The organism is Leifsonia sp. YAF41, assembly GCF_052113185.1.
GTDB lineage: Bacteria > Actinomycetota > Actinomycetes > Actinomycetales > Microbacteriaceae > Cryobacterium.
The window spans coordinates 126,091-147,999 of record NZ_JBFRCS010000008.1; the positions used below are offsets into that span (position 1 = coordinate 126,091).

The window sequence follows — 21,909 nt, forward strand, 5'->3', positions numbered from 1 at the left end:
GAGCACTCGAAATGGTCATTCGGCACGGCTCGGCGGCGGGCTAACGGCGACGGGCTAGGCCAGCGCCTTCCGGCGAATCACGATGTCGCTGACAACGAGCAGCGCGCAGGCCGCCGCCAGGAGTCCGACGTAAACGAACGGCAGCATGTTGAGTCCGACAACGTTCAGCACGATGGCGCCGAGAAGCGCGCCACCACCGATTCCGGCGTTGAACGCCGTCGTGTAGAAGGCGCTCGCGGTGTCCCGGAATCGCACCGACGCGGTGTGCAGCATCCGGGTCTGCAGGAGAGGCGGGAAGGTGCCGAATGCGATGCCCCAGAGCACAAAGGCGGCGATCGCGACGGGGAGGTTGCTGGCGAACAGGGCGAATGCACTCACGCTGAGCGCCGACACGATCACGGCCAGCATGATGCCAAGCTGCGGGCGGGGTCCGAAGACGGTGCCCGAGAGCAGCAGCCCGACGGCGCCGGCAATTCCGAAGACGAAGAGCAGCGGGGCGAGCCCGTCGGTGCCGACTCCCAGTACGTCGATCAGGTACGGCGCGATGTAGGTGTAGAAGGTGTAGTGGCCGACCATGATCAGCGCGGTGATGCAGCAGATCAGAATGACGGCGGCAACGGTCGGGTCCTTCTCTTTTTTGAGCTTCTTCGCGCCCGGTGCCACGGTCGGCGTGACGTTGGTGTCCGTGTTCCGAATCGCGTGGTGGGTGACCTTCGGCAGGAAGCGCCAGACGAGCACCGCACCGATGAGCATGAGCACGGCGAGCGCCACAAATGACATCCGCCAGCCGATCAGATGCCCGGCCGCCGTGGCGAGCGGAACGCCGAAGACGAAGGCGAGAGTGCCGCCGGCGACGGTGATCGAGACGGCGCGGCCGATCTGTTCCTTGGGAACCAGGTGCGCGGCGTAAGCGCCGACGACCGACCAGAACAGACCGTGTGCGAGTCCACCGAGCACCCGCGAGGCGACGACGAGTTCATAGGTCGGGGCGAAGGCGGTCATCACATTGCTGACGGCGAAGACGACGAGCACGGCGATGACGAGACCGTGGCGGGGTAGCCGCCGGGTCACATGCGCCATGGTCGTGCTGGTGGCGACGACGGTGAAGGCGAACCAGGTCACCAGCAGGYCGACGCTCGACTCGCTCACGCCGAGCGATTCGCTCATCTCGGGCAGCAGGCCGGTCGGCAGCATCTCAGACGTGATCGACAGAAAGACGGCGGCGGCCAGGGTGATCAGGCCGACCCAGGGGAAAGAAGAAGAAGAGGCGACAGGCGCCTTCGGAACAGCGGTTCTTGACATAGAAGGACTAACTCACGGACGGCAGATCCGTTGAATGCTCACCTGGAGCCGGATCGACTGCGCGCGACGGGCGCGCCCGGGGCCGCGCGAATCCGGCGCGACCAACGATGAGTCTAACCGATGCCGCATCGCCTTGCCTGGATGGCCGGTAGCCTAGGCGAATGAACAGTTTCACCCCGGCAACCCCTCACCACCACTGGGTGATCACCCTGGTCTGCGCCGACCAGCCCGGAATCGTGCACGCGGTCAGCGGCGCCATCGTCGCTGCGCGCGGCAACATCACCGAGAGCCAGCAGTTCTCGAGCGCCGACACCGGTCGATTCTTCATCCGTCTGCAGGTCGAGTCGCCCGCCGACCGTGCCGAGTTGCACGCCTCCCTCGACCCCGTGATCGCGCGCTACGACATGCACGCCGTCATCGATGTCGTCGGCCGCCCCTTGCGCACCCTGGTGCTCGCGTCGACCGCCGGGCATTGCGTCAACGACCTGCTCTTCCGTCAGCGCGCCGGGCAACTCGCCGTCGAGATCCCGCTTGTGCTCAGCAACCACGGGAGCCTGCGCGACCTGGTCGGCTTCTACAGCGTTCCGTTCGAGTCGATGCCGATCACGGATGCCGCCAGCAAGGCGGCGTTCGAGGACCGCGTGATCGAGGCGATCGAGGAGCACGACATCGAGCTCGTCGTGCTCGCTCGCTACATGCAGATTCTCTCCCCCGAACTCTGCGCGCGCCTCGAGGGCCGCGCCATCAACATCCACCACTCGTTCCTGCCCGGGTTCAAGGGGGCCAACCCCTACCGTCAGGCTCACGCCCGCGGCGTGAAGCTGATTGGGGCGACGGCGCACTTCGTCACCAGCGACCTCGACGAGGGGCCGATCATCGAGCAGAACGTGGTGCGCGTCGACCACTCGCGCACGCCAAGCGAGCTCGTTGCAATTGGTCAGGACGAAGAGAGCCGCACGCTCAGCCAGGCCGTCAAATGGTTCGCCGAGAACCGGGTGCTGCAAGACGGAGCGCGCACCATCATCTTCAAGTAGGCGTTGCCGCCGCTCGTCCATGGTCGCTTGAAGAGAAAACTGACTGCGATCCGCGGCTTCGTGCACGCGCGCAATGCACTTCTCCCGCCGCCCAAAGGTCGATTACTGATCGCGGCAGTTCCGAGCACAATTTGACTGAAGTACGCTCGGACTTAACGTGAACATCTGGTGGGGGAAATGAAGAAGCAATTTCGTGCGTATTACAGGCCATCTGAGGAAGAGCTAGGTGAGCTCTGGAGTACCGGGCTGATTGTGCTCGACACCAATGCACTCTTGAACTTTTATAGGTACACAAGCCTGACCCGGGCAGATTTCACCGCTCTACTTCGCTCCATGCGGGACCGGCTCTGGTTGCCGCATCAAGTCGGCTTGGAATTTCACCGCAATCGGCTTGAGGTAATAGACCAGCAGGAGCTTGCCTTCGACTCGATCGAGTCTGCACTAGCCAAGGCCAAGCATCTCGTTGAGAAGGAACTCAATAGCTTCAGGCGGCATCCCTCCCTTAATACGCACGGCATAACTTCTGCGCTGGAATCTGGACTGAACACTGTCACCGAGACAGTTTCGGTATCTCGTCAGGCATTTGTCGATTCGCCACTCATCGACGATGGTGTTGACACCGTTCTTGATGCGCTGACCGACTTGTTCGACTCACGCATGGGCGAACCATTTTCCGACACAGAGCTGGAAGCGATATACGCGGAAGGCACAATCCGCTACGAAAGTCAGGTTCCCCCAGGCTATGAGGATCGGCGAAAACCCGAACCGGAGCGGTACGGCGATCTCGTGCTTTGGCGGCAGATGCTCGCCAAAGGAATTCAAGTACAGCAGCCAGTCATCTTTGTAACAGACGATGGCAAGGAAGACTGGTGGCAGCACTTCAAGGGGCGCACAATTGGCCCGCGCATTGAACTTGTAGAGGAATTCTACGAGACCACTGGTCGTCGCATTCACTTCTATAGCCCAGAAGGCTTCCTCAAGTACGCGATTGGCCGTGGAATCACTACAGAGATCAGTGCTGAATCCATCGGGGAAGTCCAGCAGGTTTCCGACGAAGAATTCCCAGCTCGCGCCTATGCAGTACTTTCTGAGCAACTGGAGGCTTTGCAGTCTCATCGGTCGCGCCTAGAGCACGAGGTTGCTCGGTTAGACCCCGATCTCGCGCCCAGTTCAGAAACGAGAGACGAGGAACTAATTCGTCTCATGGCCGAGGTCGATGGTGCCAAGGAACTCTATTCGCAGCTTTCGGACCAACAGGTTCGGATTCGGGAAATGATTGTCGAAGCGGATCACCCCGACGACAAGAGGGATTTCCTTCGCGATCTCGACCGAATCACGGCTCAGCGCCTCAAAGTCCGGGACAGAATCGTCACCGTATCGAAGAGGGCAAGATCCATGTCAAGTCCGACAGGGAGACGTGAATCGTCCCGGGAAGAATTGCGGGCCCGACACCTTAGGCATCAACTTGAACAGATTGAGGCCGAGATTGAAAAAACGGCACTCGCTGTCGCAGAGTTGGAATAGTTCCGGGGCCCCGATCTTCGCCGAGCCGCACGCTCAGGCCAGCCATCGTAGGGCTCGCCGACAACCGCGTGCTGCAGGACAGCGCGCACGGTCAACTTCCAAGCAGGTTCTGCGCCGTCGGAAAAGTGATCGAACTTGTTGAGGTGCCGTTCCGTCTAATGATTCGCGACGATTCAGTTGCGATACGTCTGACCCCTATGCTGATTCGATGGTCGATCCTATAACTTTGATTCCCAGCGCGTTGAATGCGGATGCGGCTGGGGCGGCGAGCGCCAAAGTGGCTGCGACAATCGTCGAGGATCTCGTTCGACCGTCGGCCCAGGTCGTAGGAAGACATTGGGCGAACCGGGTCGAGGATTGGGTCGAGAGTAGCAACGCTCGGCGAGTACTCAAGCTCGCTGCGCGACGAGTAAACAGCACTCAGCCCAGCAATCGCGCTGCGGAAGGCGCTGTTGCCGCTCGGGTTGCTGCCGCCATCCTTGACGGCGCAGTCTTTGCGGAGAACGAGATCGCGGCCGAGTATCTGAGCGGAGTTTTGGCCTCCTCACGAAGCGAGGATCGAAATGATCGCGGCCAGCCGTGGGCAGCGTTGGTCAGCAGGCTAAGTTCTGACCAGATTCGCCTTCACTTCATCATCTATCGTCTGCTTCGCAAGTTGTTGTTGGGCAAGGACATGAACATCATGGTCCTCTCGTATTCCTGGATCTACATACCGTTCCGTGAATTGAATGAAGCAATGTGCTGGCCCGAAGGCGACGACACTGGATTTACGCAAGCGTTTTATGGGCTTCATCGGGAGGGCCTAGTTGCGCCAGCCGATTTCTGGTTTGGGCCGCCGGAGATGATCTACGAGGTCACTGGAACGAGTGTTCCTGAGCCGGGGCTGGTTGTTACACCGTCTCGCGCTGGTCTTGGCTTGTTCCTATGGGGACTTGGGCATGGTGATTTGAAACTGGAAGCAGTCATCGATCGCAAAGTTGCCCTGGACCTCGTCGCAGCCGAGGATCCATCTACGAGGATCTCGGGGGCTATGAGCCTGCCTCTCCCGGCCACACCCGAACTAGTACCAGACCCGTCGCCCAATCGCGCGGCTCGACGCGCAAGGAAGCCAAACCGCTAATTGAATCCGATGTCTACTGGCCTAATGCCGCGTGGCGCCCGAATGCCGGGCCCGGGCAATGTGCCCGCGCAGCTTCGGTAGAATAGCCGGGTGACAGAGACACACCCAGAGATCAAGCTCGGCCCCAACGACGTTCTGCGATTCGTGCTCGAACTTTTCGCATTCGTCAGTCTCGGCATCTGGGGCTTCGCCGCCTGGCCGCTCCCCTGGCCCGGTGTGCTGATCGGCATCGCCGCCCCCGCGTTCGCCATCTTGATCTGGGCGCTGTTCCGTTCCCCCAAGGCCGTCTTCCGTCTTGACCCTTTCGGCAAGGCAATCGTCGAGATCGCCGTGATGGGTGCCGCGGCGCTCGCCCTCTGGGACCTCGGCTGGCCGATCGTCGCCGGAATCTTCGCCGTGCTCGCCACGGTCAGCGGCGTCATCTCGGGGCGCAAAGAGCTCAGCTAGCTTGAGTCCGATCTGCGGCAGGGTGCTGTCTGCGGCTGGCTAGGTCCGCCGCTGGTGCTGTCCGCAGCTGGTGCTGTCTGCAGTCGGTACGGAAGGTCCCCTCGGCCGCCTCGGTGGCTAATTCAGGAAATCCTGCCGAGTATCCGTCGAGAACCGCATGATTCTGCGGGTCAGCCCCTTCGGCATTCGCAGATCTCCTGAGTTGGCCCCCACTCCCACCGCGTTTCCCGCCACGTCTCCCGCCCGGTGGATGATGCGGGACGGGCGACAATCGCGCAACGGCTCGAGGCGCACCGGTGGCTAACTCCGGCAATCCCGGCGGCGGGCACAAACCAACCCGCGCCATACCGCGGAAGTCGGCGCGTGCATCCGCCGATTGCCGGAGTTAGCAACATCCCAGCCCCGGAACTGGCCCCGGGTGAGGCATGTCCAGCGGGCAGAATGCGCCCTCAGCCGAGCGCGCCCCGGTGGCTAACTCCTGCAATCCGAGCCGCGGTCGACAACCAGCCCGCGCCATTCCGCGGATGTCGGCGCGCGCATCCGCCGATTGCAGGAGTTAGCCACACCCCAGCGCTGGCACGAGGGTAAGCCGGGGTGCCCGCCCGTGCGACCTAGACGGCCAGACGCGCGCCCGGGATCGCATCCAGCAGCTCACGGGTGTAGTCGGCCTGCGCGTTCTCGAAGATCTCGGCCGGCGTGCCGCTCTCGACGATGCGCCCGCGCTGCATCACATGCACCTCGTGCGAGATCATCCGCACGACGGCGAGGTCGTGGCTGATGAAGAGGTAGCTGAGTCCCAGCTCCCGCTGCAGCCCCGCGAGCAGGTCGAGGATCTGCGCCTGCACGAGCACATCGAGCGCCGACACCGCCTCATCGAGCACGACAAGTTCCGGCGAGAGCGCGAGCGCCCGGGCAATCGCCACACGCTGACGCTGGCCACCCGACAACTCGTGCGGCAGCCGTTCGGCCATCGCCGCGGGGAGCGCCACCTGGTCGAGCAGCTGCGCGACCATCGCCCGGCGGGTGTGCTTGGTTCCCACCTTGTGCACGCGCAGCGGCTCGGCGATCGACTCCTCAACCGTGTAACGCGGGTCGAGCGAGGCGTAGGGGTTCTGGAACACCGGCTGCACCCGACGGCGGAAGGCGAAGAGCTCCCGCTTGCCGAGGCTCGCCATGTCGGCGCCGTCGAAGAGGATGTTGCCCGACGTGATCGGCTCCAGACCGAGAATCAGGTTCGCGGTCGTCGACTTGCCCGACCCCGACTCCCCAACGATCGAGACGGTACGTCCGCGCGGGATGCCGAAACTCACCTGGTCGACAGCGGTGAACTGGGAGGCGACCCCGGTTCCGGCCGCCCGGATCGTGAAGACCTTCGTCAGATCGCGCACCTCGACGAGGCTGTCCGCCTCGGGCAGCCCGTCGACATCCGTTGCCCCGTCGATCACCGATGCAGCCCCGACTGATACAGCCCCGACCGACGTTGCGCCCACCGGCCCGGCGCCCACCGAAACAGGAATCTGACGGGCGTTGACCGCACTCACCATGCTGATCGAGCTCAGGCTCGGCGCGGCCTGCAGCAGCTGCTTCGTGTACGCGTGCTGGGGGTTGGCCAGGATCTCGTCGGCCTGCCCGAACTCGACGATCTCACCGCGCAGCATCACGACGATCTTGTCGGCGCGCTCGGCGGCCAGTCCGAGGTCGTGGGTGATCAGAAAGACCGACGTGCCCATCTCGGCGGTCAGCTGGTCGAGCTGATCGAGGATGCGTCGCTGCACGGTCACATCGAGGGCGGAGGTGGGCTCGTCGGCGATCAGCAGCTTGGGGCGGCAGGCGAGACCCATCGCGATCAGCACACGCTGACGCATCCCGCCGGAGAACTCGTGCGGGTACTGGTTCACGCGGTGCTCGGGGTCTGGAATGCCGACCATGGTGAGCAGCTCGATGACCTGCGCCCTGGCCGCCGCGCCCGATGCGACGCCGTGCACCTCGAGCGCCTCCGCCACCTGCGCGCCGATGCGCATCAACGGGTTCAGGTTCGACATCGGGTCTTGCGGCACCAAGCCGATGCCGGCGCCCCGAATCGCCTGCATCTCGCGTTCGCTGAGCGTGGCCAGGTCGACGCCGTCGAACCAGACCTCACCGCTGGTGAGCTTGCCGGTGCCGGGAAGAAGCCGGTTGATCGCGGCGGCCGTGGTGGACTTGCCCGACCCCGACTCGCCCACGACGGCAACCGTCTGTCCGGGCAGCACGTCGATCGAGACGTGCTTGACCGCCTGCACCTCGCGGGTGCCGGTGTTGAACGACACCGAGAGATCACGGATCGACAGAACGGGAGTGGGTGTGTTCATGGTTACCTCTTCGGTGCTGGACGAACTGGGGTGTGGTCGAAAACTGTGGGGGCGAACGGATGCCGCGCGCTGGTCGGTCATGCGCGTGCCCCGCGGTGAACCGCGGGGTGCGCCTCGAGATGCTCCTCGAGGTTCTCCCCGGCCAGCGCCGCGCGTGCTGCGTTCCGTAACTCCTGCCAGAGGTGCTCGTTCGGAACGGGGACGCCCGGGGTGACCAGTCGGTTGCTCGCCAGAGCGAGCGACACCCCGTGACCGGGAACGAACCCGACCATGCAGCCGACGAAGCCAGGATGCCAGAGCAGATCGAGCATCCGCCCGTCGACCTCGAGGTGCGAGCGACGAAAGCCCAGCGCCTGCTCGGCGTCGGGCCCGGCGGCGAAGAACTCCTCGGCCACCTCGGGACGCCACAGTTCCGCGTGCTCGCGATAGTTCGCGAAGGTGTTGGCGAAAGTCATCAGGTCGGGCAGCGTGGAGAACAGTCCTGCATGCCCCGACACCCCGTCGAAGAGATGGAACGCGTTGCCGTCGTTGACCTCACCGCGCACGGGCGTGCGTCGCCAGCCGGTGAAGTCGCCGTTGGTGTGCGGCACCGGGTAGGGCATCCCGGTGTCAACCATGGCGAATTCCGCTTGGTCGCCCAGCGAACTCGTCGCGACATCGTCGCCCAGCGGGTGGGCGAATCGGGTGGAGCCGAGGCCGAGCGGACCGGTGACCAACGCCTCAATCGCATCCGGCAGCGGCAGACACGTCACCGCGGCGATGATGCGGCCGAGCTGGATGAAACCAAAGTCGGAGTAGTGACGAGCGGTTCCGGGCTGGTAGCGCAACGGATGCCGGTCGACGAGTTCGAAACCCGCCGGAGCGGTGTCGGCGGCGAGGTAGAGCGGCTGCCACTCCCAGAGGCCGGCCCGGTGCTGCAGCAACTGGCGCACCGTGATCGTGTCTTTCTGACCGTCGCAGAACTGCGGCAGGTACCGGCGCACCGGGTCGTCAAGGTCGAGCAGTCGGTCAGACACGAGCCGAAGGATGGCTGTGGTCGTCGCGACGACCTTGGTGACCGACGCAAGATCGTGCTGGGTCCGGATGCCGAGGGGCGCCGCATCCGTCTGGTTGGTGGATAGTGCGCGGAACCCGGCGACGGCGGACTGATCGAAACCGGGCGCACGCACGGCCAGGGCAACGCCGGCCGGCGGGGTGCTGCCGTCCGGCCCCCCGACGGGAACGGTGTCGATGAGCTGCCGGGCGGTGCGGTCAAGAATTGTGGAGTGAGTCATCGTGTCTCCTCCGCTCGCGCGGGATCGGCCAGACCGCGGATTCCGAGCCCCGACCCGAGACCTGAACCAGCCTCAGCCCCGGCACCGGCCCCAGCCCCAGCACCGACACCAGGAATCACGGCGTCTCCGTGGTAGCTCACACCGCCGCGCACCGGCGAGGCGCGCAGCCAGAGCCCGGCGTCAAGGTCGTGTGCACGCTGGCGGTCGGCCGTCGAGAGCGTGCCGACGAAGGCCGTCGCAGCGGCAATGCCGACATGACTTTCCATCATGCAGCCGACGAGCACGCCGACGCCGTTCTCGGCGGCGAGCGCGGCGAGCCGTCCGGCCTCGGTCAGCCCGCCGGTCTTGGCCAATTTGATGTTGATCAGATCGGAGGCATGACGGGAGAGGATCTCCTCGAGATCCCGCGTCGTCCAGACCGACTCGTCGGCGAGCACCGGGGTGTCGACGCGGCTCGTCACGAAGGCGAGGTCGGCGAGTGCCCGCGCGGCGACGGGCTGTTCGACGAATTCCAGTCCGAGGCCGGCGTCTTCCCACCCCTGGATGATGTCGACGGCCTGCTCGGCGTTCCAGCCCTGGTTGGCGTCGACGCGGAGGGCGATCGCCGGCCCGACGGCCGCTCGCACCGCAAGCAGCGCGTCCCGGTCGTTGTGCCCGGCACCGACCTTGATCTTGAGCGTGCTGAACCCGGCAGCGACCTGTGCGCCGGCCTGTGCCACGAGCGCGTCGGTGGCGTCAGCGGAGAGAGTCATATCGGTCACGACGGGCACAGTCACTCCGCCGAGAAACGCGCTGAGCGGGACGCCGGCCTGCTGGGCGGCCAGGTCATGCAGCGCACTGTCGACCCCGGCACGGGCGGCGGAATTGTGCAGGATGCTGCGGGCCAGCGCGGCACTCAACGCGCCGGGCTCCTCCAAGGTGCGGCCGAGCACCGCGGCCGAGAGCGGACCGTCGACGGCCGCGGCGATGCTCGCCGGGCTCTCCCCGGTGACACRCCAACTGGCCGCTGCCTCGCCCCACCCGCTGCGTCCGTCACTGTCGATAGCCTCGACGAGCACGGCACGGATCGCGTCGGTGCGGCGAATCGCCGTGACGAAAGGACGCACCAGCGGAAGGTCGACGGTGTGCACGACAAGCCGTTCGACGCTGGCGCTCATCGTGAGCCCTCGGCGGAAACCTCGGCGGAAGCCAAGGCGGAGGCCGACGTGGCCGCGTCCGGAGTGCTCAGGGGGGCACGCCACGCCCGCGAGGCAATGAAGAGTGCGAGCAGCACCACCGCTGAGATCGCTGCGGTGGTGGTTGCCGCGCCGTGGCCCGACGACAGCGTGACGGATGCCGCGATGAAGGGGATCGCCGCTCCCCCCGCCGCGCCGAGCGCGACGAATGCGGCGGAGGCACGCACGGAGTGCTGCGTTGGCGTGAGCTCGACGGCAATTCCGATCAGGAGCCCATAGCAGGATCCCGAGGCGAACACCGCGACGCCCAGGCAGAGCAGGGCGCCGACCGGAGAGAGCGCCTGCACCGCTGCCGCCCCGCAGAGCGCCGCGGCGATCAGCACCGTGCAGCCGAGAGCGACGCGTCCGGGCAGCACGCGACCGGTCAGCGCGACCCCCGACATCCGTCCCAGGCTCATCAACAGCCAGAACGCGCTGGTGCCGACGGCCGCGACGGCAACGGACGCGCCGAGCTCCTGCTCGAAGGTCGACGCCGACCAGCCGGAGATCACCGATTCGGTGCCGACATAGCAAAACAGGGCGGCGGCGAGAAAGGCGAGTTGGATGCGCCGTGAGTCACCTAGTCGACTCTCTCCGCCGAGCGGGGCCGTTGAGTCGCCGTCGACGTTCTCCTCGACCGCGGCGCGGCGCGGCACCGTCGGAATTCCGCGCAGGCTCACGGCGACCGCGAGCTGCGCGAGGGCGATCAGAAGTGGAACCAGCCGCGCCTGTCCGGCCATCGCCGTGGCGAGGACCGCGAGCGGCGTGAGGGTGGCGACGATGCTGATCATCAAGGTCAGCTTGGTCAGGGCGCGCGGCATCCCGCCGGCACCGATCACGCGCACGGCGGCGGTGCCGGCTGCCTCGACGATGCCGAAACCGAAGCCGGCCAGAGCGGCACCGACGACGAACCAGAGTGATGCGGGAGCGCAGGCGGCCAGGGTCAGGCCGACGGCCTGAGCGGCGGCGCCGGCTCGCAGCAGGGTCGTCAGCGAAAACGATGACGATGCGAACGAGGTCGACAACACCCCGACGAGCAGCCCGGTGAAAAGGGCGGGAATCGCGGGGAGCAGGGCGGCAGAATTCACGCCGAGGTCGGCGGCGAGCGCCGGGATGACCGCCGGAATCACGGCCGCGGTTCCGCCGAGCGCCGCGAACGCGAAGGCGAGGGAGCGCACCGAGTGGCCGCCGGTCACAACGCGCTCCCGGATGTCGGGGCTGCGTCGAGCACCCGGGTCAGGCCGAGCTCCGGCTCGCCGAATTCGGCCTGCACCCGGGTCTCGCCGGTCGGCGTCCACCCCTGCCGCAGATAGAAGGTCAGCGACGGCGCGTTGTCGGCAAAGACCCACAATCCGGCGGTTGCCATGCCGCACGCGGCGAGGGCGTCACCGGCGGCGCGCAGCAGGCGCGAGCCGACGCCCATGCCTTGCGCCTGCGGCGAGACGTAGAGCGAATGCACGGCGCCGTGGGCGTCGGCTCCCCCGGCGAAGCGGGTGACGCCGAGGATCTGAGCGTCCGACCCGTCTGACCCGCCACCCCGCTCGGCCACGAGCACCTCGCCCGGCATCGCTTCGGCGAGCACCCGCGTCCAGAGCGCGTGCGCCTGCTCATCCGTCATGGCGTCAATCAGCCGTTCGGGCAGCACGGCCCGATAGCTTCCGCGCCAGCAGTCGAGAAACACTGTCACGATGCCGTCAATGTCCCCCTTCGTTGCGGGGCGGTAGACGATGGACATGCCCGGCTCAGCGCTTCGTCTGCAGGGTGAGCGAGCGCAGCGGTTCGGTCAGCGGGGCCGGCAGCACCAGCGGTCCGTTGCCCGGCGTGATCGTGCCGAGCACCCGAGCCTCCCGAGCACCGGTACCGGCCGGGTTCGTGCCGGGCAGGCCGTGCGCGGTGCACCAGCCGATCAGCGCGAACGCAATGGCTTCCTTTTCGTCGGCCGGGGCGCCGAACTCGTCGGAGAGCACGACGTTCACCGCGGGCAGCGCGGCACGCAGGCCGCCCAGAATCAGCGGGTTGCGGCAGCCGCCGCCCGACACGACGAGCAGGTCGATTCCGGCGGAGCGCACGTCCCTGGCCACGGTCTGCACCGTCAGCTCGGTGAGCGTGGCGACCAGGTCGATGTCGCTCACCGTGCGGCCGGAGCGCAGAATCGCATCGCTGACGTAACTGCCGTGGAAGTGCTCCTTGCCGGTGCTCTTCGGCGCGGGCAGTGCGTAGTAGGCGTCGTCGAGCAGTAGCTCGAGCAGCACGGCATCAATAGAACCGGATGCCGCGATGCGGCCGTCTCGGTCGTAGCCGAGCGTGTTCAGGGCGCGTTCGGTGATCGTTGCGTCGATGAGCGCGTTCGCCGGCCCGATGTCGTAGGCGTAGAGATCGCGGTCAGGGGGAACCACGGTCATGTTCGAGATGCCGCCAAGGTTGAGTGCGGCCGGCGTGCCGGGCGAGCCGGCCAGCAGCAGTGCGTCCAGAAAGGAGACGAGCGGGGCGCCATGTCCACCGGCAGTGATATCCCGGATGCGCACGTCGGAGACAACCGGCGTGCCGGTCTTCTCGGCGATCCAGGCGGGCTGGCCGATCTGCAGGGTGCCGAGGGCGTGCCCGGCGTCCACCCAGTGGAAGACGGTCTGACCGTGCGAGACGATCAGGTCGACGGCGCCATCGGCGGCGATCGCCGCATCCGCTGCATCGGCGAACGCCTGCCCGATCAGGGTGTCGAGTTCGCAGACCTCGGCGAGGGTCGTCTCGGCGGGCGGGAGTGCGGCGATCAGCCGGGCGCGCAGCTCGGGCGCGTACGGCGTGCCGCTGCGGTGGAGCACCTCGCCGGTCAGCACCCCGTCGACGAAGTCGAAGTCGACGACTGCTGCGTCGATTCCGTCGTGCGACGTGCCAGAGATCATGCCGAGAATCTTCATTTTTCCTCCAGTGCGGCGCGCAGGTTTCCGTTGACCGCGCTCAGGCGAGCGCCGGCTTCGTCGATGCTGAGTCCGGTGCGCAGTGCCACAATTGTCTGCTTGACGTTGTAGTTGTTCGCGACAAGGGCGACGACGGCAGTCTCACGATCGACGTTCGCGATGGTGCGCACGATGCCGAGTGCCCGCTCTCGCAATTTGACGTTTGTCGGTTTCACATCGACCATCAAGTTGCCGTAGGTCTTGCCGAGCTGCACCATCACGATCGTCGAGAACATGTTGAGCACCAGCTTTTGCGCGGTTCCGGCCTTCAGCCGGGTGGATCCGCTGATGATCTCGGGGCCGACCAGAACTTCGATGCCGTGTTCGGCGGCCGCGCTGAGCACGGTGTCGTGGTTGCAGGACAGGCCGATGCTCAGGGCGCCGAGTTCCCTGGCCCGGGCGATGGCGGCGACGACATAGGGGGTCCGTCCGCTCGAGGCGATTCCGATCACGGTGTCGAGCGAGGTCACCCCGGCCGCGTCGATGGCGGCGATGCCGGCCGCGGGGTCGTCTTCGGCACCCTCACACGGCGACACGATCGCCTTCGACCCGCCGGCGATGATCGCGAAGACCTGCTCGGGCGGGGTGCTGAAGGTGGGCGGGCATTCCGATGCGTCGAGCACACCGATCCGTCCGGGCGTTCCGGCTCCGACGTAGATCAGTCGCCCGCCGGCCTTCATCCGCAGGGCGGCGGCCTCGATGGCCGGCACAATCGTCGGCAGCGCCAGCGCCACCGCGCCGGGAACCGTGGCGTCGGCGTCGTTCATCAGCGCGGCCAAGACGCCCACCGGCATCCGGTCGATTTCCGCGAAGCGCGGATCCGCCGCTTCGGTGGCCAGCCCGGCGAGCGAGATTGTCACGGCTTCTGCGGCTGTAGTGACGGTCGGGTAGGGGTCGTGCCGGGTCATCGTTTGCCTTTGTTTCGTGGATCAAGTGTGTCGCGCAGGCCATCGCCGAGCAGGTTGAGGCCGACGACGAGAAGAACGACGATCGCGCCGGGCGCGATCATGGTCCAGGGGGCGATGTAGACCAGGGTGCGCGCCTCGAAGATCATCGAGCCGAGCGACGGCGTGGGCGGCGGTGCGCCCAGGCCGAGGAAGCTCAGCGACGCTTCGGTGAGCACCGCCCACGACAGGGAGAGGGTGACCTGGATGATGATGATCGAGGTGATGTTCGGCAGCACGTGACGCATCATCACCGCCATGCGGCTGGCGCCGGTGCTGGTCGCCGCCTTCACATATTCGATCTCCCGCAGCGAGAGCACGGGGCCGCGAGTGACGCGGATGAAGATCGGCACATAGACGATCGCGATCGCGATTGCGATGGTGAACCAGTTGCGGTCGAACACGGATGCGAGGGAGAGCGCGAGCAGCAACGGCGGGAACGCGAAGAGCACGTTGGTGACCCCGCCGATGGCGGCATCGGGAGCACCACGGAAGAAGCCGGCGATCAGGCCGCCCATCGTTCCGATCACCGTGGCGAAGGTCACGGCGACGACGGCGATGAGCGCGGAGTTCGCCACACCGGCCGCCACGCGGGAGAAGACATCGCGCCCGAACTGGTCGGTGCCGAACCAGTGTTCCGGCGACGGCGGGAGCAGGCGCGACGGCGGATCCTGGGCGATCGGGTCGTACGGAAGAAGATTGAGGAATGACGCGAAGGTCAGGAGCACGAGCACGCTGACGATGATCAGCCCGCTCAGGCCGCTGGGGCTGCGAAGCAGCGCGCGGAATCGTCCGGCGGCGACGCTGCGGGTGCGCGGCGCCGGGCCACCCGGCACCGGGCTTCCGGTCGTCAGGCTCTCCGTCGTCGGGCTGTCGGTCGTCGAGCTCTGCGTTGTCGGGCTCTGGGCATGGGCGAGGTCGGTCATTTTGCACGCACCCGGGGGTCGATGAGGCGGTAGGTCAGGTCGGTGAGCAGGTTCACGATCACGAAGGCGAGGGCGATCACCAGCACGGTGCTTTGCACCAGCGCGTACTCCTTCTGCTGGATTCCGAGCAGAACCTGTCGGCCGATGCCCGGCAACGAGAAGATCTGCTCGACGACGACGGCGCCGCCGAGAAGGTAACCGAATTGCAGGCCGGTCATCGTGACGATCGGTACCAGCGCGTTGCCGAGCACGTGCTTCAGCTGCAACCGGCGGGGAGGAACGCCCTTGGCGCGCGCCGTGCGGATGAAGTCGTTGGAGCGCACCTCGAGTACCGCGGTGCGCGTGGTGCGCATGATCGGCGCGGCGATTCCGAAGCCGAGAACGAGGGAGGGCAGCAGCATCTGCTGCAGGTTCAGCAGGGGGTCGCTGAACAGCGTGGCAAAGGTTTGCCCGTTGGGGTTGAAGCCGAACGACGACGCCAGCACCGAGAGCAGGGCGGTGGCGAGCAGGAAGGCGGGGATCGACAGGCCCGCGAGTCCGACGATCTGGCCGAACGCGTCACGCGGGGAGTCGGGCTTGGAGGCCGACAGCATGCCGAGCGGGATCCCGATCAGCAGCGCGAGGACGATCGAGAACAGCGCAAGCTCGAAGGTGACCGGCAACGACGCAGCGGTGAGATCGAGAACGCTTTCTTGGGCGCGGGACGAGAAACCCAGGTTTCCGGTGAACAGGTTGCCCAGCCAGGAGAAGAACTGCACGACGAGTGGCTGGTCGAGGCCGTAATACTGCTCGAGGGCCAGCTTCTGGGCCGGAGTGAGCGCGGCGGCCTCGGTGCCGAGCCCCGCGGTGATCTGGTTGCCGGGGATGGCCCGCAACATGATGAAGACGAAGATCGCGACGCCGAGGAGGGTGAGCGCCGCGGCGCCGATCCGGCGCACGATGCTGTTGTGGAAGAGAGTTTTGAGCATGTCCTTCGGGCATTCCCAATTGCATGGCGGGTGCCGACCTTCTGGGTCGGCACCCGCCCCGGCAATCGTTAGTTAACGGTTGTGGTGCGCAGGTACTGGAGCGAACCGTTGGCCATGGGAACGAAGCCCTTGACCTTCGAGTCGGTCGCGGTGTAGCTGTAGCTGGTGAAGAGCCACACCCAGGCAGCGTTGTCCTCAAGCTCGTTCGAGACCTTGGTGTAGATCGCGGCACGGTCCTTCGGGTCGCTAGTTGCACGGCCTTCGGCGAACAGTGCGTCGAGCTCGGGCGAGCTGTAACCGGCGACCTTGTTCAGGTTTCCGGTGCTGGTGAAGTAGCGGCCGTACATGCCGTCGGGGTCCGGACGTCCGCCGTTCAGGGCGACAGCGGCGTCGAAGTCGCCGGCGATCCAGCGGTCGACGTAGGCGCCGGATTCCAGGGTCTCGACGTCGAGGGTGATCTTCGCCTCGGCCAGCTGTGCCTTGAGGTTCTGGGCTTCGTTCACCGAGGTGGCGTATTCGCCCTGCGACACGATCGTCTTGATGGTGACGCCGTCGGCCTTGCCCGCCTTGGCCAGGTAGGAGGCAGCCTTCTTGAGGTCGCGCTCCGGGCACGGACGCGATTCGGGGTCTGACTTGTAGGCCGGCGACGTGATCGGGCCGATGACTTCGCCTTCGCCGAGTGCCGCGGTGTCGAGAACTTCCTGGCGGTCGATCGCACAGGAGACGGCGAGGCGCACGTTGACGTCGGCGAGATCGCCGCGCGTCGCGTTCAGCTGCAGCGCGTGGTAGCTCAGCTGCGGGGTCTTGGCGACGGCAATCGTTCCGCTCTCAGCGGTCTGGGCGACCAGCGGGTCGTCGAAGACCGCCATCTGAACGTTGCCGGACTGCATGGCCGACACGATCGAGGACTCGTCGGGAATGACGCGGAACTCAACGTTGTCGAGCGTCGGCTCGTCGCCCCAGTACGCGGTGTTCTTCTTGAGCGTGATCGACTGGTTCGCCACGCGGCTGTCGAACGAGTAGGCGCCGGTACCGTTCGGCGTCGTGTTCAACGCCTCTTCGGTGTCGTCGGAGGAGAGCATCGCCATGTTGATCACGGCGAGGCTGGCGGGCAGCGCGGCATCCGCGGCCGACAAGGTCAGCACGACGGTGTTCTCGTCGCTGGCCTCGATTGTGGCAACGGACGCGAGGGCGCTGCGGGAGACGGCAGCGGTCGCTTCGTCCTTGATCTTGGTCAGTGAGCTGACGACGTCTTCGGAGCCGAACGTGCTGCCGTCGGCGAAGGTGACGCCTTCACGCAGCTTGAGAGTGACGGTCAGGCCGTCCTCGGATGCTTCCCACGACTCGGCGAGGCCGGGAACGACATTCAGGTCTGCGTCGAACTCGGTCAGGGTGCCGTACACGTTCTGCAGAACGTTGACCGCCTGGAACTGCGTGGCCTTCCAGGGGAAGAGGGTGTCAGGGTCTGACGTGACTCCGACGACCAACGAACCGCCGGCCTTGGCCGATTCAGCCGGTGCTGGTGTTGCGGGGCTCGAACAGCCCGATACTGCGAGTGAGACGATCGCGGCGATACCAAGTGCCGAGACTGCCCCACGAGAAAAACGAGAACCGTGTGACAAGGGTTACTCCTCAGGTGTGTTTGTGATGCTCCATTGCATGGGCCACGAGTGGGGCTCGCGGTTACACTGAAAGCGTCTGTGATCCAGGTTGGAATAAAAGTACACCATCTTTACAACATGTGTACTTTCTTTTCTCGTATTGTTATCCCTATGCAGCGAAAGTCCGGCGGCAGTGTTGCCACGGATCACCTCTTTCGCTGCTCGAAGGGGACAAGAACGTGACTGACGACATCCTGGAACGACCGGATTCCCGGACCGTTTTGGTGCGCATGCGGGCGGCCATGCCGGCGCTGCGCCCGACCGAACGGCTGATCGCCGAACTTTTTCTCGCCAACCCGACGGATGCCGCCAACCTGTCGATCGCGGAGCTCGCCGCCCGCTGCGGCACCTCGACGACCTCGGTCGTGCGGTTCTACAAGCGCATCGGCTACGAGCACTACAAAGACCTGCGCATCGATCTCACCCGGGAGACGACGCGCGAGAACATGGAGAACACCAACTTCTCGTCGGTGTCCGGTGACATCAATCGGGAGGACTCTCTCGATGACATCGTCGCGAAGGTGGCACTGAACGAAACCCTGTCGATTGCCGACACGGCCAAGGTGCTCGACACGGTGGCGCTCGGCCGCGCCGTCGACCTTCTGCAATCCGCCCGGCGCATCGACAGCTTCGGTGTCGGCGCGAGTTCGTTTGTGGGCCTCGACCTGCAGCAGAAACTGACCCGAATCGGTCGCACCGCCCTCAACTGGCCGGACACCCACTCGGCCTGGACCTCGGCGGCAACCCTCGACGCATCCTGTGTCGCCATCGCCGTGTCGCACACCGGCTCGACGATCGACACCGTGGAGTTCCTAAAGCTTGCGCGGGCCGCGGGCGCCGCCACGATCGCCATCACCAACTTCGGGGAATCCCCCCTGGCCAACGCGGCCGACATCGTGTTGACCACTGCAGCGCGGGAGACCCGGTTCCGTTCCGGGGCGCTCGGCAGCAGAATCGCCCAGCTCATGGTCGTCGATTGCCTGTTCACCGCGGTGGCCCAGGCCTCGTTCGACGAATCGATGACGGCAGTTCGCACCACATATGAGGCAGTGCATAGCCGCAGCCTGAAAGGATCTTGAATGAGCGCCGCTTCGGCACTGAGCACCCCGCCGAACGCGAGCACCCGCTCGATTGATCGGCTGAAGTACGCCCACGACGCCTCGCACTACTTGCTGGTCCCGACCAGCGTGGCCACCCCGTCCACCGCCGCTGAGGTGGCCGAGCTCTATCGGGAAAGCCAACGCCGCGGCATCCCGCTCACCTTCCGCTCCGGCGGAACCAGCCTGAGCGGGCAGGGCGTGACCGACGGCATCCTCGTCGACACGCGCGCCAACTTCCGCAGCATCGAGGTGCTGGATGCCGGCGCCCGCGTGCGCGTTCAACCCGGTGTGACCGTGCGCCAGGTCAACGCCCGGCTGACCCGATTTGGCCGCAAGCTCGGGCCGGACCCGGCGAGCGAGATTGCCTGCACGATCGGCGGGGTCGTCGCCAATAACTCCAGCGGCATGGCCTGCGGCACGGCGCAGAACAGCTATCAGACGGTCGAATCGATGGTCGTCGTGCTGCCGAGCGGCACCATCGTCGACACCGGCGCGGCCGACGCCGATGAGCGTCTGCGCCAACTCGAACCCGCCCTCTACCGGGGACTTGCCCGGCTGCGCGACCGGGTGCGCGGCAACGCGGCATCCGTCGCGCTGATCGAAGCGCAGTTCTCGATGAAGAACACCATGGGCTACGGGGTCAACTCGTTTCTCGACCATGAGCGGCCGGTCGACATCCTCGCCCATCTGATGATCGGCAGCGAGGGCACCCTCGGCTTCGTCGCCGAGGTCACCTTCCGCACGGTTCCCGCGCTCCCCCAGTCGCTCACCGGCCTGGCCCTTTTCCCCACGCTGAGCGCGGCCACCTCGGCGCTTCCGTCGCTCGTCGCCGCCGGGCTCGGCACGATCGAGCTGATGGATGCGACCTCGCTGCGGGTCGCCCAGACCCAGCCAGACAGCACGCCGGAATTGCAGGCACTCGCTGTCGACGGTCACACGGCCTTGCTGCTCGAATTCCTGGCCGAAAGTCCAGAGCAGCTGGCCGCACAGCGCGATGCCGGCGCATCCGCTCTCGCCGCACTCGACCTGGTCGCTCCCCTTTCGCTGACCGGGAACGCACGCGAGCGGGCGAATCTCTGGCACATTCGGAAGGGCCTCTACACGACGGTCGCCGGCGCCCGCCCCTCGGGCACGACGGCGCTGCTCGAAGACATCGTGGTTCCGGTTCCGGCGCTCCTCGGCACCTGCGAAAGCCTGATCAGCCTCTTCGACGAGTACGACTACGAAGAAAGCGTGATCTTCGGGCATGCCAAAGACGGCAACATCCACTTCATGCTCAACGAGCATTTCGACGACCCGGCGTCGCTCACACGCTACGAACGGTTCACCGAGGAGATGGTCGACCTCGTTCTCGGCAATGGCGGCTCACTGAAGGCCGAGCACGGCACCGGGCGCATCATGGCGCCGTTCGTGCGGCGCCAGTACGGCGACGAACTGTACGAGGTGATGCTGGAACTCAAGGCGCTGTTCGACCCGACCGGCTTGCTGAACCCCGGGGTGATCCTCTCCGACGATCCGCAGTCGTACCTCGCGAACCTCAAGCTTGCCCCGACGGTGGAGGCCGAGGTGGATCGCTGTGTCGAGTGCGGCTACTGCGAACCGGCCTGCCCGTCGAAAGACCTGACGATGACGCCCCGGCAGCGCATTGTGATTCGCCGGGAGATGAAGTCGGCGGAGGCCGCCGGTGACACCGCGCTTCTCGCCGAACTCCGCCGCGACTACGCCTATGACGGCGTCGAGACCTGCGCCGTCGACGGAATGTGCCAGGTCGCCTGCCCGGTGAACATCAACACCGGCGATCTCGTGCGCCGGCTGCGCGCCGAGAACACCAGCGCGCTCGAGCAGTCGGCCTGGCTCGGTGCCGCCAAGAACTGGGGCGCCGTCACCGCGCTCGGCGGTGTCGCCCTGAGTGTGGCCGACCGGGTGCCGGCGCCGATCGTCACCGCGGCCACCCGGGTCGGCCGGGCGCTGCTCGGCGCCGACACGGTGCCGCTCTACGACAAGAATCTGCCGCGTGGCGGGTCGCGCCGCCAAGACCTCTCGGCCGGCGCACCGACCGCCGCGCCGACCGCGGTCTACTTCGCCGCCTGCATCGGCACGATGTTCGGTCCGGCCGCCGACGGGATCGGCGTGACCGATGCCTTCCTCGAACTCTGCACGCGGGCGGGAGTGAGCGTCGCGATTCCCGAGGGCCTCGATTCGCTCTGCTGCGGCACCCCGTGGAAGTCGAAGGGCAATACGCGCGGCTACGACCGGATGACCGACACCGTGCTGCCGGCGCTGCTGGCCGCCAGTCGCGGTGGCGAGTTGCCGATCGTCTGCGACGCGGCATCCTGCACCGAAGGTTTGGAGACGATGCAGAAGAACGCCATCGCCGCCGGCGGCGACTATGCGGCGTTGCGCTTCGTCGATGCGGTCGAGTTCATCCATGAGAACGTGATCGAGCAGGTTCCGGTCACGACGCCGGTGGCATCAATCGCGCTGCACCACAGCTGTTCGTCGACGCAACTCGGCATCAACGCGATGATGACCGCCCTGGCCGAGCGGATCAGCCCCGACGTGCACGTACCGGTGGACTGGAGTTGCTGCGCCTTCGCCGGCGACCGCGGGCTGCTGCATCCGGAGCTCACCGCCTCGGCGACTGCACGCGAGGCCGCCGAGGTCGCCGAGCGCAGCTACGCCTCGTATGCGTCGGCGAATCGCACCTGTGAGCTCGGGATGAGTCGGGCAACCGGGCAGGAGTACCGGCACCTGCTGGAGCTCGTCGAGGAGGCGACCCGGCCGCTGTCCAGCTGACCGTGCCTTGTAGCCGAGCCTCGTTCGCTATATTGCCGACCCGAGCCCAAACCGGTGGCTAATTCTTGCAATTTGCGTGCAATTTGCGCTCGGCAGGCTTGCGTCCGTCGTGGTGGCTAATTCAGGAAATCCGGGCGGCCGGCTGCGAGCACTCGCGTGATTGCGGGCGGCACCGTCGGCATCCGCAGTTTTCCTGAGTTCCCCTCTCCCCCGGATGTGGTCGACGCCGCCCGCGGTGAGCCCAGCTTCGAGCCGGTGTTGGTTGCTAACTCACCGGATGTGGTCGATGCCGCCCGC

Annotated in this window: 17 protein-coding genes; 6 read left to right on the forward strand and 11 right to left on the reverse strand. The window is 66.1% G+C overall.

Annotation, left to right across the window (positions count from 1 at the left end; all coding sequences use genetic code 11):
• Nucleotides 1-54: 54 nt before the first annotated feature.
• A complete protein-coding gene (locus AB4Y63_RS09860; RefSeq protein ID WP_441790877.1) occupies nt 55-1,302 on the reverse strand; it encodes an MFS transporter in 1,248 nt (415 codons plus the stop codon).
• A gap of 161 nt (nt 1,303-1,463) precedes the next feature.
• Here AB4Y63_RS09860 and purU point away from each other — a divergent pair, with 161 nt between their 5' ends.
• The 4 genes from purU to AB4Y63_RS09880 all read left to right on the forward strand — a co-directional run bounded on the left by purU (nt 1,464) and on the right by AB4Y63_RS09880 (nt 5,427).
• Nucleotides 1,464-2,336, forward strand: coding sequence for a formyltetrahydrofolate deformylase (gene purU / locus AB4Y63_RS09865; protein ID WP_441790878.1), 873 nt, complete (start codon nt 1,464-1,466; stop codon nt 2,334-2,336).
• A gap of 177 nt (nt 2,337-2,513) precedes the next feature.
• Entirely contained in the window at nt 2,514-3,860 is a 1,347-nt protein-coding gene (locus tag AB4Y63_RS09870) for a PIN-like domain-containing protein (protein WP_441790879.1), read from the forward strand.
• A 208-nt stretch (nt 3,861-4,068) separates the two neighbouring features.
• The gene (locus AB4Y63_RS09875) at nt 4,069-4,980 is read left to right on the forward strand and encodes a hypothetical protein (protein WP_441790880.1); all 912 of its coding nucleotides are present in this window, start codon (nt 4,069-4,071) and stop codon (nt 4,978-4,980) included.
• A 90-nt stretch (nt 4,981-5,070) separates the two neighbouring features.
• Nucleotides 5,071-5,427: a YrdB family protein gene (locus tag AB4Y63_RS09880; protein WP_441790881.1), complete on the forward strand. Its 357-nt coding sequence runs from the start codon at nt 5,071-5,073 to the stop codon at nt 5,425-5,427.
• 611 nt (nt 5,428-6,038) lie between these two features.
• Here the strand turns inward: AB4Y63_RS09880 and AB4Y63_RS09885 are convergent.
• The 10 genes from AB4Y63_RS09885 to AB4Y63_RS09930 all read right to left on the reverse strand — a co-directional run bounded on the left by AB4Y63_RS09885 (nt 6,039) and on the right by AB4Y63_RS09930 (nt 17,677).
• A complete protein-coding gene (locus tag AB4Y63_RS09885; protein ID WP_441790882.1) occupies nt 6,039-7,775 on the reverse strand; it encodes an ABC transporter ATP-binding protein in 1,737 nt (578 codons plus the stop codon).
• A gap of 77 nt (nt 7,776-7,852) precedes the next feature.
• Nucleotides 7,853-9,049, reverse strand: coding sequence for a serine hydrolase domain-containing protein (locus AB4Y63_RS09890; protein ID WP_441790883.1), 1,197 nt, complete (start codon nt 9,047-9,049; stop codon nt 7,853-7,855).
• Nucleotides 9,046-10,206: a dipeptide epimerase gene (locus AB4Y63_RS09895; RefSeq protein WP_441790884.1), complete on the reverse strand. Its 1,161-nt coding sequence runs from the start codon at nt 10,204-10,206 to the stop codon at nt 9,046-9,048. Before AB4Y63_RS09895 ends, AB4Y63_RS09890 begins: the two co-directional genes overlap by 4 nt.
• A complete protein-coding gene (locus AB4Y63_RS09900; protein ID WP_441790885.1) occupies nt 10,203-11,459 on the reverse strand; it encodes an MFS transporter in 1,257 nt (418 codons plus the stop codon). The genes AB4Y63_RS09895 and AB4Y63_RS09900 overlap by 4 nt, the downstream gene beginning before the upstream one ends.
• The gene (locus tag AB4Y63_RS09905) at nt 11,456-11,998 is read right to left on the reverse strand and encodes a GNAT family N-acetyltransferase (RefSeq protein WP_441790886.1); all 543 of its coding nucleotides are present in this window, start codon (nt 11,996-11,998) and stop codon (nt 11,456-11,458) included. Before AB4Y63_RS09905 ends, AB4Y63_RS09900 begins: the two co-directional genes overlap by 4 nt.
• A gap of 7 nt (nt 11,999-12,005) precedes the next feature.
• Entirely contained in the window at nt 12,006-13,178 is a 1,173-nt protein-coding gene (locus AB4Y63_RS09910) for an anhydro-N-acetylmuramic acid kinase (protein ID WP_441790887.1), read from the reverse strand.
• Complete coding sequence (murQ, locus tag AB4Y63_RS09915) at nt 13,175-14,125, reverse strand: N-acetylmuramic acid 6-phosphate etherase (protein WP_441790888.1); 951 nt, start codon at nt 14,123-14,125, stop codon at nt 13,175-13,177. The genes AB4Y63_RS09910 and murQ overlap by 4 nt, the downstream gene beginning before the upstream one ends.
• Nucleotides 14,122-15,087, reverse strand: a complete 966-nt coding sequence (locus tag AB4Y63_RS09920) for an ABC transporter permease (protein WP_441790889.1) — start codon at nt 15,085-15,087, stop codon at nt 14,122-14,124. The genes murQ and AB4Y63_RS09920 overlap by 4 nt, the downstream gene beginning before the upstream one ends.
• Nucleotides 15,084-16,055 carry an ABC transporter permease gene (locus AB4Y63_RS09925; protein ID WP_441790890.1) on the reverse strand — a complete coding sequence of 324 codons (972 nt, stop codon included), beginning with the start codon at nt 16,053-16,055 and terminating at the stop codon, nt 15,084-15,086. The genes AB4Y63_RS09920 and AB4Y63_RS09925 overlap by 4 nt, the downstream gene beginning before the upstream one ends.
• Nucleotides 16,056-16,123: 68 nt before the next feature.
• A complete protein-coding gene (locus AB4Y63_RS09930) occupies nt 16,124-17,677 on the reverse strand; it encodes an ABC transporter substrate-binding protein (protein WP_441790891.1) in 1,554 nt (517 codons plus the stop codon).
• A 218-nt stretch (nt 17,678-17,895) separates the two neighbouring features.
• Between AB4Y63_RS09930 and AB4Y63_RS09935 the strand changes: the two genes are divergently transcribed.
• Both AB4Y63_RS09935 and AB4Y63_RS09940 read left to right on the forward strand, forming a co-directional pair.
• Nucleotides 17,896-18,795 carry a MurR/RpiR family transcriptional regulator gene (locus AB4Y63_RS09935; protein WP_441790892.1) on the forward strand — a complete coding sequence of 300 codons (900 nt, stop codon included), beginning with the start codon at nt 17,896-17,898 and terminating at the stop codon, nt 18,793-18,795.
• The gene (locus tag AB4Y63_RS09940) at nt 18,796-21,612 is read left to right on the forward strand and encodes an FAD-binding and (Fe-S)-binding domain-containing protein (RefSeq protein ID WP_441790893.1); all 2,817 of its coding nucleotides are present in this window, start codon (nt 18,796-18,798) and stop codon (nt 21,610-21,612) included.
• Nucleotides 21,613-21,909 lie beyond the last annotated feature (297 nt).